The organism is Burkholderia aenigmatica, from assembly GCF_902499175.1.
Classification (GTDB): Bacteria; Pseudomonadota; Gammaproteobacteria; order Burkholderiales; family Burkholderiaceae; genus Burkholderia; species Burkholderia aenigmatica.
Window position 1 is genome coordinate 71103 of sequence record NZ_CABVQC010000022.1, and the last position, 15468, is coordinate 86570.

Genomic DNA, 15468 nt, shown 5'->3' on the forward strand with positions numbered 1-15468 from the left:
TATCAATAAAACGGATTTATTCTCATCCGGATCGCTCCCGCGCCCGCCGCGCCGGCCGTCAGTCCGCCGTGTCGCCGCCCTTCGGCACCTTCGACCACGCCTTGCGCCCCGGTAACGGCGACCACCCCGGGCGGGTCTTGCGGGCGCTGTCGATCACGACCAGGTAGCGGCCCGCGATCGGCGTGATGTCGCGATCGCGACGCAGCACCCACAGCGACTTGCCGGCCTCGACGCGCGCCTGGTAATCGTCGTCGAGCAGGCCGTGCCGGTCGAAGAACGTGTTCAGCGACGCGGGAATCCGCACGCACCCTTTCGAGTGCCGGATGCCGAGCAGCGATTCGAGGCGATCGGGATCGGTCGCATGCATCTGGAAGCGCATCGGCGACACACCGCCCTTGCCCCAACCGCGCTCGCCATCCACCCAGCCGAAGTCGTAGATGCGCATGTCGCGGCGGCCGTAGCCGCGAATGCCGTTCTCGTTCGTCGTGCCTTCCGCGCGGAAATCCATGTTGTCCGGCGAGTGATGGAACACGCCGAGCGGCGTCAGGAAGTGGTCGTACTTGCCCGGCAGCCCGGTGCCGACCGGCGATGCACCGATCATCACCCACGCGTTGGCCGGCGTCGCGCGGAAGTAGATGAACAGCGCCTGCACGGTCGCGGCACGGTCGACCATCGCCACATACTCGCCGGCGAGATCGCCGAGGTCCGCATCGGCGAGCGCCTTCTGGAGCCGCTCGCCGTAGGCGCGCTGCTCGCTTGCCGGCACGTTCAGGCGCCGCGTGACTTCCTGCGTGAAGCGCTTGCGCATGTCGACCGCGCGCGCCGTCGCATTTTTCGCCTCCTCCGCCGACAGCGGCGGATGCCGGCGCGGCGGTGTCGGTGCGGGTGCCTCGGCCTCGCTGGCGGGCATGGCGGAAGCGGCCGATGCTGGTGTGGCGGCGGAAGCGGCGGAAGCTGCAGATGCTCCCGATGCACTCGTTGCGCCCGATGCACCCGATGCCGGACCGGCAGGCTCCGCAGGACGCGCGTGTGATGCGGCAGGTGCGGGCTTCGCCGCCGACGCACCCGGCAACGCATGCGCCGACGAACCGGGATGCGCACGGGACGCCGCCGATGCCGGCGACTCGACTGATGAGGATGACGTAGCGGCAGGCGAAGCTGCGTCGGACGCCGCAAAGGCAGGCCGCTCGACCAGCACGGAGATCGGCAGCGCCGCAGCGAGCCAGATACATGCTGCGGTGGCGCGGGCAAGACAACGCGGCATCGCAAATCGCCGCGTGAAGCTGAAAGGCATCATACGTTCGAAGCCATCGGCCGATCCGGCCGCCGCATACTGCTGTTGCGAACGGCGCATCTTCCGCGCGAGCCATCGACACGTCCGGCGCATCGTGTGCGCCCGGCGCCGACGCCTCTTCGCGGCGGAGCCGTTCGCTGTCGCAACGCGTGCGGTCCGATGGCGGCTAATGAGTCGTCAGGCCCTTCATTTTACGCGTCCGCGCAAGAATCGGCAGCGACGCAAGTGGCGGTTTCCCGGCGGATTTGCGCTTCGTCACGCTTTGTTTCAACTCGTTGCCGCCCGTATTTTCGTTACGTGGCAATCTTGTTGGTTGGGCGTTCGAGACCGGCACAGGTCGTCGCCTGTTTCGCCATGGCACGCCTGCATCTTCAAATCGATTCGCATACCGGATCATTCCCGATCCTCGGCACACGTCGTACGCGCGATGCAATCGCCATCGCATCGCACGCATGCCGCACGAACCGTGCGACACGCGTGCACCATCGCCGATTACTTCGAGATGGCTTCGAGCGCGATGCCCTTCGTGCGCGGCCCCATGAGCCCGATCGCGGCCATCACGATCACCATCGCGCCCGCAATGAACGCGAACACGCCGAACGTGCCGAAGCCCTTCAGCACGGCCGCGATCACGAACGACGAGAAGATCGCCGAGAAGCGGCTCCACGAATAGACGAAGCCGACCGCCCGTGCGCGGATCGACGTCGGGAACAGCTCGGCCTGATACGCGTGGAAGCTGTACGACATGATGTTGCTGGCGAGCGTGAGGCCGATGCCGAGCACGATCAGGAATGCACCCACCGTCGTCTGGCTGAACAGCAGCCCGCAGACGACGATCGCCGCCGCCATCACGACGATCACCGACTTGCGCTCGAAGCGGTCGGCGATCACGAGGCCGATCAGCGGGCCGATCGGTGCGGCGAGCGCGATCACGCTCGAATACATCAGGCTCGACGTGATCGTGATGCCCTGCTTGATCAGCAGCGTCGGCACCCAGTTCGCGAAGCCGTAGAAGCCGACCGTCTGGAACACGTTGAAGATCGTCATCATGATCGTGCGGTTGCGATACGGCTGCACCCACATGTCGTGGAAGCTGCCGCGCGGCGGCACGGGCTCGGCGGGCGCGGGCGGCGGCAGCGGCCGCCCGTATTCGGCTTCGACCTTCGCCTCGAGCGCACGCATGATGCGGTCGGCTTCGTCGACCCGGCCCTGCTGCGCGAGCCAGCGCGGGCTTTCCGGCAGTTCGCGGCGAATCCACCACACGAACAGCGCGCCGTGCGCGCCGATCAACACGACCCAGCGCCAGCCATCGAGACCGAACGGCGCATGCGGCACGAGCAGATACGCGAGGAACGCGACCACCGGCACCGCGACAAACCCGACCGCCTGCTCGCACGCGAACGCGCGGCCGCGGATCTGCTTCGGGACGAGCTCGGAGATGTACGTGCCGATCGTCACCATCTCGACGCCCAGGCCGAGACCGACGACGAAGCGCCAGAAGTTCAGCCCCGCGGCGGTGTCCTGGAACGCCATCACGACGTTGGCGGCCGTGTACCACAGCAGCGACCACGTGAAGATCGCGCGGCGGCCGAAGCGGTCGGCGAGGAAGCCGCACGCGATCGTGCCGATGAAGAGCCCTGAGAACAGCGCGGCGATGAAGCTCGCGACGCCCGTGGTGCCGAACAGGCCGTGCGTCGTCGCCGACAGGATCCCGCTTTTCACGAGGCCGGGCGCGACGTAGCCACTGTAGAGCAAGTCGTAAAGCTCGAAGAAGAAGCCGAGGCTCAGCAGGACGACGAGCTTCCAGACGGTACGTGTAGGCGGCAGGCGGTCGAGGCGGGCCGAGATGGAGCCGGGGTCGATCGCCGCGGGGCGGGCGGCGCCCGCTGCGGCGAGCGGGTCGGGCTGGGTGGATGCCATGGTGGCAAGTCTCCGGATTCTTGATTGTCCTGGCGCTACCAGAGCGTTGCTGGCGAGCGGCTTCGCGCATTTTAGCGAGGCGAGCGGCGGAACACATCAGTCGACTGACACACCGGAGCGGCGGTAATCCAGCCGGTGCCGCCCTCACTCGCGACTGGAGCACAACGTCACACGGGCTTCACGGCCGGCCAATCGACACTTTCCACGTCCAGAAACTCGACGCCTTCGATGCCACGCCTGATAGCCTCGTCGCGAAAATTCCCGGAGCAGATCAGCGAATTGCTGCTTCCAACCATGCCGACCAGCTTGAAGACCGGGCATGAAAAATCGCTGGAAACAACCAGCTTTCTGATTCTCTCGATGCCACCGAACTTTCCAGTCACAAACGCCGACTCGCCGCCATCCACCTCTTCGGGTTGAAAGCTCGGGAAGATCGACACGCAATAGTCCCTTCCGGAAACCCGCTCTCCCGCCAAAGACAGAATTTCGACCGGCACGACATCAACCATCGGGACGCTCAGCGCAGAGAGGACAGCCCCGAATCTCTCACTGATCAGGTAATAGAAACCCAAGTCGCTGCGAACGTCAAAATCGCACCGAGTCTCTTCGGTGATGAAAACCACACCGTCGGGAAACGGTTCGTGTGCCTTCCCGCGCGACGGATTGGCATACCACGGGAAATATCCCACTTCGATGCGCCTGGCATCCGGATAGTACCGGTCATACAACGCCCCATTGAGCATGCCGGCCGGGCAGCCTGGCGCTGAACGTTGAGACAGAACGTAATACTTCACAATAGATCGCCCCTTGCTTGGCACACTCGGCTGTCGCCGATCTCCGGTATCGCCGACAACACGCCTGCTTGATCGGGTCTCAACCGGCCGGCGGGATACCCGGCGTGAACCGGACGCCTTTCTTCGCGGCGCGCAGGACGGCATCGGCCAGTTGATCCCCGACGACAATGTAGGTCGGGGAATCGGATTGCCGACCGATTCCGATGGCCGGGAAATCGGGGCGCAGGACCATCTTTTTGAAGCCGACCTTGGCGTCAGGAAACCCGTGGATTTTCACCATGATCGGCTCGGAAGCATCGTGATCGACCGCATCGACTTTCCGCAGCGGGTTGAGAAGAAAATACGCGCCATCGATAGCGCCGCCGCTCGAGCCGATGACAGCCGGGATGAACTGAACATCGTCGTCGTTCACCAGCGCCTCGATCGCAACACGCACCGCTTCACTGACGAGCGGAATCAGGATGTCCGACCAGATGACGCCGTAATCCCCGATCTTTGACCGCCCGCTTCGTGGTAGCTCGAACGATAAAGGGGCTGGCGTTGCGACGCGCTTTCCCGCCTGCCACTCGAAACGATCCACCCCGTTTTTTGCGTCGTCATAGCGTGCCATCCGGCTTTCCGGATAGTCCGCCTCCGTGGTCCAGATTTTCGTCATCTTTCACCGTATCAGTTTCATGCGGATCGATCCCGTGCATGCGCCGACCGTGCATCCCTGCTCGCTTTTCTGCAGCAAAGCACAATATTTCATGCAAGCGCCCCGATTCAATCGATACCGAAGCCAGTCATATTCAGCGCTACCGGCGACAGGATGAACGACGTGCCATCCGCGTCCTGCTTGACGTGCCAGAGAGCCAGACCATACGTCCACAATTTGCCGGCGATCGTCAGGTACTCGTCCGCTCTGTTGGCAAGCATTCCGCCCAATACAAACGGAGGAAGCCACATCAGCTCGATACGGCCATCTCCCCTCCAGCCTTCCTGAAGGAACCGCTCGCGTGCAAGCTGTTCATACGGCGCCGGATCGCTCAGGAATTCGCTGGCAGGGCGACAGAAATTCAGGTTATCCACCCACTCGTACGCATAGCAAAAGAAGTTGCCCAGCGCGTCCGGGGAATACGGAATGACATCGCTTTTATTGATGGAATAGCCCATGCATCACACCCTCAACCTGATTCGTGTCCCGAAGCGAACGCGTTTCGCTTCACTCATATTGCGTCAGTTCCAACCGGATCGACGCCAGCAGATCCCGCGGCAATACAAGCTGCCCGTTGTCTGCCGGCGCCGGAAAAACCGCGCATAGCCTTTGATCCTTCTCCATCCCGGGCAGCCAGCGCGACAAGAACGCGTCGAGCGGAATCGCTTTCGCATGAAAGCCCGTCCACGCGTCATCGGCACATAGCGCCGCGAAGTCCTGCTCGGGCCAGAACGGAATCGCCATGCGGCCCTCTGCGGTTGCGGTCGCCCACCCCGTATCGAACAGGCCCCAGACGACTTCCGAGTCGGCAATCTTGCGAATGAAGTAATCGAGTCGTGCCTGAGCATCGAGCCGCAGAACGCTTTCGATCTTCCGTGGGTGAAGCGCCATCACTCGCCTCCGTCTCGACGTCGGGTCTGATGGACATCGGCCGCGAGCGTGCCCGGGTGCGGAATCGCGTTAGCCACCGGCACCGGCCGGCTGACGTTAACGTCGCCGCGCGCACTGAAACCTTCGCCGAACGGCACGCTATCGCCCGGATCCGCATCGGACGGCCACGACGTTGCCCATTCATCCGCCGCGCTCGTTGGAAGGGTTTGATCTGCCACGCTCTCAGGATTCTTTTCGTTGTTCGTATTTCGACGCTCGGCGACCGAGCCGCGTCTCGTGCTCCGGACGACCTGCCGGTAACTCGCGGGATTGTACGACGACCGGACGGCCGGACAATGTCCAGCCACCCGTTCCCCTGCACCTGGCAGCGACTCATGCCCCGTTTGTCCGGTTCGCCCACGCGCCGGCTTTATGTAAATTTCGTAACCGTCTGTCCCGCCGCCGGCCATCGCCCGCCGCCAAAAATGCACCCGTTCCGGCGCAATTCGATCGACACACCCGCCGTAAAACGGCGCAAACAGCCCGTCCCGCCGTGTGTCCCCCTTTTCGGCCGCCGCGACACCACAGATGCACATTCGGGAGTCGTTCACCTCCGCGCCCCGGTAACATGCTACCGGGCCAACCACCGGCTTCCGGGCGCCTTTCGGCGACCGGCATTGTCGGCAAATCGTAAGCATTCCATGTCCATACAACGACTATCCCTCTACGCGCGCCGGATCGCGCTGATCGCGCTGCTGCAGTTCGCGGCGATCGCGACCGCGTCGGCGTTTCCCGGGGCCGCCTCGGCCCCGATGGCGAGCGGCGTCGGCGCACCCGTGCCGGCCATCTCGCTGAGCGACGCCGTCACGCAGCTCAAGCAGATGCAGGTCGAGCTCGACCGCATCAAGCAGCAGACCTCGACGTCGACCAACAGCAAGGAACTCGATGCGCTCGACGACTCTGCGCAGGAGCTGAGCAGCGACGTCGCGAAACTGCAAAGCGATCTCACGCCGCAACGCGCGCAGATCCAGGCGCAACTCGACGTGCTCGGCCCGCCGCCAGCCGAAGGTGCCGCGCCGGAAACGGCAGCCGTCGCGAAGCAGCGGGCCACGCTCGACGCACGCAAGACGCAGATCGATGCGGCGCTGAAGCAGGCGGCTGACCAGAAGACCAGCCTCACGAACCTGACCGAGCAGTTCGCGAAGCTCCATCGCGGCCTGCTGAAGAACCAGCTCGCGTTCCGTTCGGGCAGCATCTTCAGCGCGCAGTTCTGGCTGCCGCTGTTCCACCTGTCGCCGGACGACCGCCAGCGGCTCGAGGATTTCGACGACGAACTGTTCGACATGCTGCATTCGTCGTGGGTGCCCGGGCAGCGCGCGATCACGACGGTGCTGCTGATCGCCGCGTTCGCGGCGTGGCTCGGCGGCCGCCGGCTGATCGAGCGCGGGCTCGCGTGGATCGCGCTGAACCGCCTGCCGCACACCCGCCTGCGCCGCAGCGCGCTGGCACTGTCGACCGCGCTGTCGACGTTCCTGGCCACGGCCATCGCCATTCAGATCCTCTACCTCGCCGTCGCGCGCCACTACGCGCTCACGCCGTCGCTGACCGATCTGTGGGACCAGTTCGCGAAGCTCGCCGCGACCTGCGCGCTGATCGCCGGGCTCGGCCGTGCGCTGCTCTGCACGAAGCATCCGTCGTGGCGCCTGCCCGCGCTCGCCGATCCCGTCGCACGCGCGATGAAGCCCTTCCCGGGCATCCTGGCGGCGCTGCTGCTGATGTCCGGCACGCTCGAATCGATCAACCGGATCGTCGACACCAGCCTGTCGGTCACGCTGTTCGGCCGCGGTATCGTGTCGCTCGTCGTCGCGCTGACGGTCGGCGCGTCGCTGCTGCGCTCGAACCGCGCACGCACCGCGCTTGCGGCGGCCGGCGAGGCGCCCGAGCAGCGCTCGACGCTCGCCGGGCTGATCCACGCCGGCGTCACGCTGGCGATCGTCGCGTCGCTGATCGCACTCCTGATCGGTTACATCACGGTCGCGCGCTTCATCACGTACGAACTCGTGTGGTTCGAGATCGTGCTGTGCGCAACCTACATCCTGATCCAGTTGACGCGCGATGCGAGCGAAAGCCTGTTCTCGTCGAGCCTGTCGACCGGCCAGCAGATCAAGCACCTGTTCGCGCTCGAAGACCGGCACCTCGACCAGGCCCGCACGGTCCTGTCCGGTTTCGGCACGAGCCTGCTGATGCTGATCGCGGCGATCGCGCTGCTGACGGGCGGTTTCGGCACGACGCCGGGCGACCTGCTCGACAGCGCGGTCGCGATGATCGGCAGCCAGCGGCTGCAGAGCCTGAACATCATGCCCGACCGGATCCTGAACGCCGTGATCGGGTTCGCGATCGGCTTCTACCTGCTGCGCTCGCTGCGCCGCTGGCTCGACAGCGAGTTCATGCCCGCACTCGGCATGGATACGGGCATGCGCGTGTCGCTGATCACGCTGTTCACCAATGTCGGCTACGTGCTGCTCGTGCTGATGACGCTCGGGCTGCTCGGCGTCCGGTGGAACAACCTCGCATGGATCGTCAGCGCGTTGTCGGTGGGTATCGGCTTCGGCCTGCAGGAGATCGTGAAGAACTTCGTGTCGGGGCTGATCCTGCTGACCGAGCGCCCGGTAAAGGTGGGCGACATGGTCAGCATCGCGGGCGTCGAAGGCGACATCCGCCGCATCAACGTGCGGGCGACCGAGATCCAGCTCAGCGACCGCTCGACCGTGATCGTGCCGAATTCGCAGCTGATCTCGCAGAACGTGCGCAACGTGACGATGGGCAACAGCACGCAGGGCGTCGCGACGCTGGCGCTGACGTTCCCGCTGAACACCGATCCCGAGCAGGTGCGCGACCTGCTGCTCGACGCGTATCGCTCGCATGACGCGATTCTCGAGAAGCCGGCGCCGTCGGTCACGTTCAGCCAGCTCACCCCGGACGGCATCACGCTGAGCGTGACGGGTTACGTGTCGAGCCCGCGGATCGCCGGTTCGACGAAGAGCGATCTGCTGTTCGAAATCCTGAAACAGTTGCGCGCAGCGGGGATCACGCTGTCGAGCCCGCAGATGCTGGTCGTGCAGAACATGCCGGTGGCGGAGCAGTGATGCACGTTCCGCGCCGCGCGCGTTCGCGCTAGACAGGAGGCTGTCCGCGGTCGATGCGCAGGTTCGCGACATCGTCCCCGGACACCACCCATTCATGTCCGGCCTGCGTCATGAATGCGATGGCGCCGCCCGCGCGCCGGGCGGCGACGAACGGATCCGACGTCGTCGACATCACGATCCAGTCGACGCGGTGTCCCGTCCGCTTGTAAAAGAAGCCGTACGACCCGTGCGACGCACCCTCGCCGCCCGCATAGGTCACCCCGTCGATCTCGATCGAAAATCGCTCGAACGCATCGGTGACCTCCGATACGTCGATCTCGATCGCCTCATCCAGATCCAGCCGCGAACCGGCCACCGTGTAGCCGATCACGCGTGTCCGGCTGAACGCAATGCAATCCGCTTGAAAGAGCGATTCATCCCGTATCAGGTCGGCGAGCGTATCCATTCTTCCTCTCCGTCTCGATCCGGTCAGTCGATCGTGACCGTCTCCGGCCAGCCGTAGACGATCTCGTCGTTCTGCGCGTCATCCTCATCGCACCGGATCGTGATCAGGTTTCCGCTGGGATCCAGGACGTGCGCTGCGTAGCCGGCCCGCATGCGCGCGATCTCCGTGAACGTCGCGCCGATCTCCTTCAGATGCCGGCAAAAGACACCGAAGTCCTTTTCGACCCAGATCTGCAGGATCGAGATGCCGCTGACCGGATCGCGCTTCTCCCGATAGACGAACAGACCGGCTCCGGCGTCGCCCCCGAACAAGACTTCGTGGTCGTCTACGACCTGAAAGCCCAGGCCACGCCCATAGAAATCCACCATGTCCCGGATGCCCTTCGGCTTCACCGGAATGACAAACCTGACCTTGCTTTTGATGTCGTCCATCTTGTCTCGCTTGCTTGCAGTTGGTTTCGCGGTATTCAACCCGATGCCGATCGACCCGACACCTTCGTCAATGGCGGCAACGGAATCCCGCCCTGCTCCAGGACGGCGATCGTCTTGCGAAGAAAAGCCAGCGGCCGATCGGTTCTCGCGCCGTACAGATCGACGATCCCGACTTCGACGACGGCCTCGACCAACGCCATGAACCTTGGCAACTCGCCGTCCGGCAGTGCCGATTCGACGCCTGGCGGAACCGGATCGCCTCTGCCGTTCAGTTCGAGCAAGGCTCCTTGGCTCGCCCACTCGGGCAGGCTCCGGGCGACCGCGATGGCATCGAGATGCGCGAGGAGGGCATCGATGGCCGCGTGCGAAACCCCGTTTGCGTCGCAATAACGACGCAAACACGCAGACGCATAGACCTGCAGGTCGACCGGCGCCCACATCGCCAGTCTCGCGAAAAGCTCGTTTCCGTTCACGATCCCGATACCGTCAGCCGGGGCCGGTTGATCCGTTCGCCGGGAAACGCATCTGTCGACGTGTCGCCCGCGCGCGTTCCCGGCCTGTCATCCAATCCCCCGCGCCCATCACCCTGATCGGCGCCAACGCGCACGATACCGCATTGCGCCGCCCCAAAACACCAAGGGCCGGCACCGCAACGCGGCAGCCGGCCCTTTCTACTCACACGCAGCGCCGAAACCGGCGCGCCGCATCAAACGTCGAACTTCACGCCCTGTGCCAGCGGCAGCTGACGGCTGTAGTTGATCGTGTTCGTCGCGCGGCGCATGTAAGCCTTCCACGCATCCGAACCCGACTCGCGGCCGCCGCCCGTTTCCTTCTCGCCACCGAACGCGCCGCCGATTTCCGCGCCGCTCGTGCCGATGTTCACGTTGACGATCCCGCAGTCGCTGCCCGCTGCCGACATGAACTGCTCGGCCTCGCGCATGTCGTTCGTGAAGATCGCCGACGACAGGCCTTGCGGCACCGCGTTGTGCAGTTCAATCGCGTCGTCGAAGTTGTCGTAGACCATCACGTACAGGATCGGTGCGAAGGTTTCGCGCTCGACCACCGCCGATTGCTTCGGCATCCGCACGATGGCCGGACGCACGTAGTACGCATCCGCGTGACCGACGTCGACGCGCTCGCCGCCCTTCACCTCGCCGCCCTGCTCGCGTGCATCGCCCAGCGCCTTCTGCATCGCGTCGAACGACGCGCGATCGACCAGCGGGCCGACCAGCGTGCCTTCTTCAAGCGGGTTGCCGACCTTCACCGACGTGTAGGCCTTCTCGATGCGCGGCAGCAGCTGTTCGACCAGGCTGCGATGCACGATCAGGCGACGCAGCGTCGTGCAGCGCTGGCCGGCCGTACCGACCGCCGCGAACGTGACCGCGCGCACGACGAGATCCAGATCCGCGCTCGGCGCGACGATCATCCCGTTGTTGCCGCCGAGTTCGAGGATGCCGCGCGCGAGACGCTGGCTCAGCACCTTCGCGACTTCCTGGCCCATCCGCACGCTGCCCGTCGCGCTGACGACCGGCACCTTCTTCGACGCCGTCAGCACCTCGCCGACATCGCGCATGCCGAGCACCAGCTGGCTCAGGCCCTTCGGCGCGACGCCCGGATGCGTCTTCTCGAACTCGCGAATCGCCTTCTCGAGCAGCACATGGCACGCGATCGCGGTGAGCGGCGTCTTTTCGGACGGCTTCCACACGACCGAATCGCCGCACACGAACGCGAGCGCCGCGTTCCAGGCCCACACGGCGACCGGGAAGTTGAACGCCGAGATCACGCCGCACACGCCGATCGGGTGCCACGTTTCCATCATCCGGTGGCCCGGGCGCTCGGACGCGATCGTCAGACCGTAGAGCTGGCGCGACAGGCCGACCGCGAAATCGCAGATGTCGATCATTTCCTGCACTTCGCCGAGCCCTTCCGACGTGATCTTGCCGGCTTCAAGCGTGACGAGACGGCCCAGTTCGGCCTTGTGCTCACGGAGCACGTTGCCGAACACGCGCACGAACTCGCCGCGCACCGGCGCCGGCACCGTGCGCCACTTGAGGAATGCGTCGTGCGCAGCGTCGATCTTGCGCTCTGCGTCGGCCGGCGTATCGACAGCCAGCGTCGCGAGCGTCGCGCCGTCGAGCGGCGAACGCGCGGTCAGTGCATTGCCTTTCCACTGGGCGAGATCGATATCGAGCGCAGCAAGAATGTCGTTGAATTGCATCACTTCCTCTTCAGGGACAGATTGATCGGTGCGGCGGCAGCGCCGCCCGCGTGATTCGATTGGAGCGCGTTCGCGCGCCCTGTGCAAGCGGATGCGCCGCGCGGCGGGCCCGGTGCGCCGTCCGGCGCATCGCGCAGCGCCGCCGCCGGAAACCCGGCCGGACGGCGCGCACCCGCCTCGCAAGGCACGATCCATGAATGACATTGTCGGCGGCCACAAGTCGGGCCGCTATTGATATTAACTCACGACTTCATTCCGAAAACGCAATACCCCGGCGAGACAGATCCCCCTCGCCCCTGGTCGCGCCGATACATGTCTCAAGCTTGACCCGCAGGCCATCGGCGCGCCCCGGCGGCCGCGTCGGTCAGCTTGCGAGTTGATGACAAAGTTGCATCACCCTGTTCGGAAATATCGTTTGCCGCCCGCGCCACGGCCCCACACAATCGGGGCGCGTCGAGGTGCACCGCACCCGGCGCGCCGACGGCCGCCCGAATGCGGCCGGACGACAGACGAACGCGACGCGCAATGCGGCCCGGTTCCCCCGAACCCGGCCCGCACGGCACCGCCGCCGTCCGGCCGGCGGCCGGCGACGAGTTGCGCTTCGTAGCCAAAAAACAATCCGGAGACAGCGCCCAGCCCTCGCCCATGCATTCTGATGCTCGCCCAGATTCCCCCGACTCGTCCGGCTCGCGCCCCGCGAAGCCGTCCCTCCACCGCAGCCTGCAGGCGCGCCATCTGCGGATGATCGCGATTGGCGGCTCGATCGGCACGGGCCTGTTCGTCGCGTCCGGCGCATCGATCTCGCAGGCCGGCCCCGGCGGCGCGATCGTCGCGTACATGCTGATCGGCCTGATGGTCTACTTCCTGATGACGAGCCTCGGCGAAATGGCTGCGTTCATGCCCGTGTCGGGCTCGTTCGCCACTTACGGCTCGAAGTTCGTCGACGAAGGCTTCGGCTTCGCGATCGGCTGGAACTACTGGTACAGCTGGGCCGTCACGCTCGCGGTCGAACTCGTCGCCGCGCAGCTCGTGATGAACTACTGGTTTCCGCACGTGCCGGGCGTCTGGTGGAGCGCGCTCTTCCTGACCCTGATCTTCGCGCTCAACGCGCTGTCGGTGCGCGGCTTCGGCGAGGCCGAATACTGGTTCGCGCTGATCAAGGTGCTGACGGTGGTCGCGTTCCTCGGTGTCGGCCTGATGATGATCTTCGGCATTCTGAAGGGCGGCCCGAGCGCGGGCTGGACCAACTTCACGATCGGCGACGCGCCGTTCGCGGGTGGCTTGCCGGCGCTGATGGGCGTCGCGATGATCGCCGGCTTCTCGTTCCAGGGCACGGAAATGATCGGCGTCGCGGCCGGCGAATCGGAAAACCCGCGCAAGACGATCCCGCGCGCGGTGAGCCAGATCTTCTGGCGCATCCTGCTGTTCTACGTGCTCGCGATCTTCGTGATCGGCGTGCTGATTCCCTATACCGACCCGAGCCTGCTGAAAAGCGACGTGACCGACATCGGCGTGAGCCCGTTCACGCTGGTGTTCCGCCACGCGGGCCTCGCAGTCGCGGCCGGCGTGATGAACGCGGTGATCCTGACGGCCGTGCTGTCGGCCGGCAACTCGGGCATGTATGCGTCCACGCGGATGCTCTTCAACCTCGCCGTCGAAGGCCGCGCGCCGAAGATCTTCGCGAAGCTGTCACGCGGCGGCGTGCCGCGCAATGCGCTGTATGCGACGACGGCCATCGGTGCGCTCTGCTTCCTCACGTCGCTGTACGGCGACAAGACGGTCTACCTGTGGCTGCTGAACACGTCGGGCATGGCCGGCTTCATCACGTGGCTCGGCATCGCGATCAGCCACTACCGTTTCCGGAAGGGCCTGCTGAAGCAGGGTTACTCGCTCGACCAGCTGCCGTACCGGTCGAAGTGGTTCCCGTTCGGGCCGATCTTCGCGTTCGTGCTGTGCGCGGTCATCGCGCTGGGCCAGGACTACCAGGCGTTCCTCGGCGACAAGATCGACTGGGCCGGCGTCACCGCGACCTACATCGGCGTGCCGTTCTTCTTCGTCATCTGGCTCGGCTACGCGCTCGTGCGCAAATGCCGGCTGGTCCGCTACGAGGACATGGAGATCGCGCCGTGGATCGAACGCAACGCGAAGGCCGCAGCGGCCGAGGCGGCCGAGGCGCAGGCCCATGCCGAGCAACCGGGCTACATCGCCCGCCCCGCGAACCCGACGTCGGGCGCGTAACGAAACACAGCGAGCCGGCGGCCGACTGAACAGCGCCGCCGGTTCGTCCTGACAACCTCCATTCGACGCGGCGCGCGCGTTCAGGCAAGATCGACGCGCCGTCCGTTTTTTTTCGCCGTTTACGAGTCACAGAATCACATGCAGAACTTCTACGAAGCCACCGTTACCCGCCAGCCCTATCCGCAACTGACCGGCACGATCGACACGCAGGTGTGCGTCGTCGGCGGCGGGCTCGCCGGCCTGTGCACGGCACTCGGCCTCGTCGAGCGCGGCATGCGCGACGTGGTCGTGCTCGACGGCGAACGGGTCGGCTTCGGCGCGTCCGGCCGCAACGGCGGCTTCGTGTTCGGCGGCTACAGCCTCGACAACGCGGACCTGCTGCGCACGCTCGGCCGCGACGAAGGGCGCCGGCTGTACCGGCTCACCGTCGACGCGGTCGACCTGATCCGCGCGCGGATCGCGCGCTACGGCATCGACTGCGACATCGTCGACCAGGGCGTGATGCTCGCCAACTGGTTCGACGATCCGTCCCGACTCGACGGCGTGCGCACGCTGATGAAGAACGAACTCGGCGTCGACTGGGAGCCCGTCTCGACGAACGCGCTGCGCGAGCGGCTGAAGACGCAGCGCTATTACGGCGGGCTGTTCGAGCCGAACGCCTTCCACTTCCACCCGCTCAAGTACGTGCTCGGCGTCGCGGCCGCTGCCGCGCGCGGCGGCGCGCGCATCTACGAACGTTCGGCCGCGCTCGGCATCGCGCGCGAAGGCGCCGGGTACGTCGTGCGCACCGCGCAGGGCACGGTGCGCGCGAAGGATGTCGTGTTCGCCGGCGGCGGCTACGCGCGCGGCGTGTCGCCGCGTATCGAGCGCGCGGTGCTGCCGATCGCGACCTACGTGATCGCGACCGAACCGCTCGGCGAGCGCCTGCCCGACGCGATCGACGCACCGTACGCGATCTACGACACGCGTTTCGCATTCGACTATTACCGCCCGCTGAAGGACACGCGCATCCTGTGGGGCGGCCGGATCTCCGTGCTCGACCGCGGCCCCGACGCGATCGCGCGCCTGCTGCGGCGCGACCTGCTGCGCGTGTATCCGCAACTGGAAGGCGTGAAGGTCGACTACGCGTGGGGCGGGTTGATGAGCTACGCGCGGCACAAGATGCCGCAGATCGGCCGCGACGCGGACGGCGTGTGGCACGCGATCGCGTTCGGCGGCCACGGGATGGCGCCGACCACGGTCGCCGGCGAAGCGCTCGCGGCCGCGCTGGCCGAAGGCCGGCCGGTGCCGGAAGGCTTCAACGCATTCGGCCTCACGCGCACGTTCGGGCTGGCGGGCCTCGCCGCCGCGCAGCTCACGTACAGCGCATACCAGGCCCGCGACGCGCTCGCGTCCTGCCGCCGCTGAGCGGCGGCCAC

Annotated in this window: 14 protein-coding genes; 3 read left to right on the forward strand and 11 right to left on the reverse strand. The window is 65.8% G+C overall.

What is annotated here, in order from left to right:
• Positions 1-58: 58 nt before the first annotated feature.
• The 7 genes from BDO18943_RS17660 to BDO18943_RS17690 all read right to left on the reverse strand — a co-directional run bounded on the left by BDO18943_RS17660 (position 59) and on the right by BDO18943_RS17690 (position 6183).
• On the reverse strand, positions 59-1387 hold the full coding sequence (locus tag BDO18943_RS17660) for a hypothetical protein (protein ID WP_175023405.1): 1329 nt from the start codon (positions 1385-1387) through the stop codon (positions 59-61).
• Positions 1388-1786: 399 nt separating this feature from the next.
• Positions 1787-3214, reverse strand: coding sequence for an MFS transporter (locus BDO18943_RS17665; RefSeq protein WP_175023406.1), 1428 nt, complete (start codon positions 3212-3214; stop codon positions 1787-1789).
• 167 nt (positions 3215-3381) lie between these two features.
• Positions 3382-4008 carry a hypothetical protein gene (locus BDO18943_RS17670; RefSeq protein ID WP_175023407.1) on the reverse strand — a complete coding sequence of 209 codons (627 nt, stop codon included), beginning with the start codon at positions 4006-4008 and terminating at the stop codon, positions 3382-3384.
• A 79-nt stretch (positions 4009-4087) separates the two neighbouring features.
• A complete protein-coding gene (locus tag BDO18943_RS17675) occupies positions 4088-4663 on the reverse strand; it encodes an imm11 family protein (protein WP_175023408.1) in 576 nt (191 codons plus the stop codon).
• Between the two features lie 107 nt (positions 4664-4770).
• On the reverse strand, positions 4771-5160 hold the full coding sequence (locus BDO18943_RS17680) for a hypothetical protein (protein WP_175023409.1): 390 nt from the start codon (positions 5158-5160) through the stop codon (positions 4771-4773).
• 49 nt (positions 5161-5209) lie between these two features.
• Entirely contained in the window at positions 5210-5593 is a 384-nt protein-coding gene (locus tag BDO18943_RS17685) for a DUF2750 domain-containing protein (RefSeq protein WP_175023432.1), read from the reverse strand.
• Positions 5593-6183, reverse strand: coding sequence for a hypothetical protein (locus tag BDO18943_RS17690; protein ID WP_175023410.1), 591 nt, complete (start codon positions 6181-6183; stop codon positions 5593-5595). The genes BDO18943_RS17685 and BDO18943_RS17690 overlap by 1 nt, the downstream gene beginning before the upstream one ends.
• A 90-nt stretch (positions 6184-6273) precedes the next feature.
• On the opposite strand from BDO18943_RS17690, the gene BDO18943_RS17695 reads away from it, so the two are divergent.
• Entirely contained in the window at positions 6274-8718 is a 2445-nt protein-coding gene (locus BDO18943_RS17695) for a DUF3772 domain-containing protein (protein ID WP_175023411.1), read from the forward strand.
• Between the two features lie 28 nt (positions 8719-8746).
• On the opposite strand, the gene BDO18943_RS17700 is transcribed toward BDO18943_RS17695, so the two are convergent.
• From BDO18943_RS17700 to amaB, 4 genes are all read right to left on the reverse strand, one after another.
• Positions 8747-9163: a hypothetical protein gene (locus BDO18943_RS17700; protein ID WP_175023412.1), complete on the reverse strand. Its 417-nt coding sequence runs from the start codon at positions 9161-9163 to the stop codon at positions 8747-8749.
• Positions 9164-9186: 23 nt separating this feature from the next.
• Positions 9187-9594, reverse strand: a complete 408-nt coding sequence (locus BDO18943_RS17705) for a VOC family protein (RefSeq protein WP_175023413.1) — start codon at positions 9592-9594, stop codon at positions 9187-9189.
• A gap of 35 nt (positions 9595-9629) precedes the next feature.
• Positions 9630-10067: a hypothetical protein gene (locus BDO18943_RS17710; protein ID WP_175023414.1), complete on the reverse strand. Its 438-nt coding sequence runs from the start codon at positions 10065-10067 to the stop codon at positions 9630-9632.
• 233 nt (positions 10068-10300) lie between these two features.
• Positions 10301-11812 (reverse strand): L-piperidine-6-carboxylate dehydrogenase, encoded by a 1512-nt coding sequence (gene amaB, locus BDO18943_RS17715; RefSeq protein ID WP_043180790.1) that lies wholly within the window; start codon positions 11810-11812, stop codon positions 10301-10303.
• Positions 11813-12457: 645 nt separating this feature from the next.
• Between amaB and BDO18943_RS17720 the strand changes: the two genes are divergently transcribed.
• Together BDO18943_RS17720 and BDO18943_RS17725 are read left to right on the forward strand one after the other, a co-directional pair.
• Positions 12458-14050 carry an amino acid permease gene (locus BDO18943_RS17720; protein WP_175023415.1) on the forward strand — a complete coding sequence of 531 codons (1593 nt, stop codon included), beginning with the start codon at positions 12458-12460 and terminating at the stop codon, positions 14048-14050.
• A 138-nt stretch (positions 14051-14188) separates the two neighbouring features.
• A complete protein-coding gene (locus BDO18943_RS17725; RefSeq protein ID WP_089451865.1) occupies positions 14189-15457 on the forward strand; it encodes an NAD(P)/FAD-dependent oxidoreductase in 1269 nt (422 codons plus the stop codon).
• The last annotated feature ends 11 nt before the right edge of the window (positions 15458-15468 follow it).

Excerpts from the sequence above, each read along its gene's own strand:
- BDO18943_RS17685 (WP_175023432.1), bottom strand. The coding sequence starts at position 5,593 with ATGGCGCTTCACCCACGGAAGATCGAAAGCGTTCTGCGGCTCGATGCT.
- amaB (WP_043180790.1), bottom strand. The coding sequence starts at position 11,812 with ATGCAATTCAACGACATTCTTGCTGCGCTCGATATCGATCTCGCCCAG.
- BDO18943_RS17705 (WP_175023413.1), bottom strand. The coding sequence starts at position 9,594 with ATGGACGACATCAAAAGCAAGGTCAGGTTTGTCATTCCGGTGAAGCCG.
- BDO18943_RS17695 (WP_175023411.1), top strand. The coding sequence starts at position 6,274 with ATGTCCATACAACGACTATCCCTCTACGCGCGCCGGATCGCGCTGATC.
- BDO18943_RS17725 (WP_089451865.1), top strand. The coding sequence starts at position 14,189 with ATGCAGAACTTCTACGAAGCCACCGTTACCCGCCAGCCCTATCCGCAA.
- BDO18943_RS17675 (WP_175023408.1), bottom strand. The coding sequence starts at position 4,663 with ATGACGAAAATCTGGACCACGGAGGCGGACTATCCGGAAAGCCGGATG.
- BDO18943_RS17680 (WP_175023409.1), bottom strand. The coding sequence starts at position 5,160 with ATGGGCTATTCCATCAATAAAAGCGATGTCATTCCGTATTCCCCGGAC.
- BDO18943_RS17700 (WP_175023412.1), bottom strand. The coding sequence starts at position 9,163 with ATGGATACGCTCGCCGACCTGATACGGGATGAATCGCTCTTTCAAGCG.
- BDO18943_RS17660 (WP_175023405.1), bottom strand. The coding sequence starts at position 1,387 with ATGCGCCGGACGTGTCGATGGCTCGCGCGGAAGATGCGCCGTTCGCAA.
- BDO18943_RS17665 (WP_175023406.1), bottom strand. The coding sequence starts at position 3,214 with ATGGCATCCACCCAGCCCGACCCGCTCGCCGCAGCGGGCGCCGCCCGC.
- BDO18943_RS17720 (WP_175023415.1), top strand. The coding sequence starts at position 12,458 with ATGCATTCTGATGCTCGCCCAGATTCCCCCGACTCGTCCGGCTCGCGC.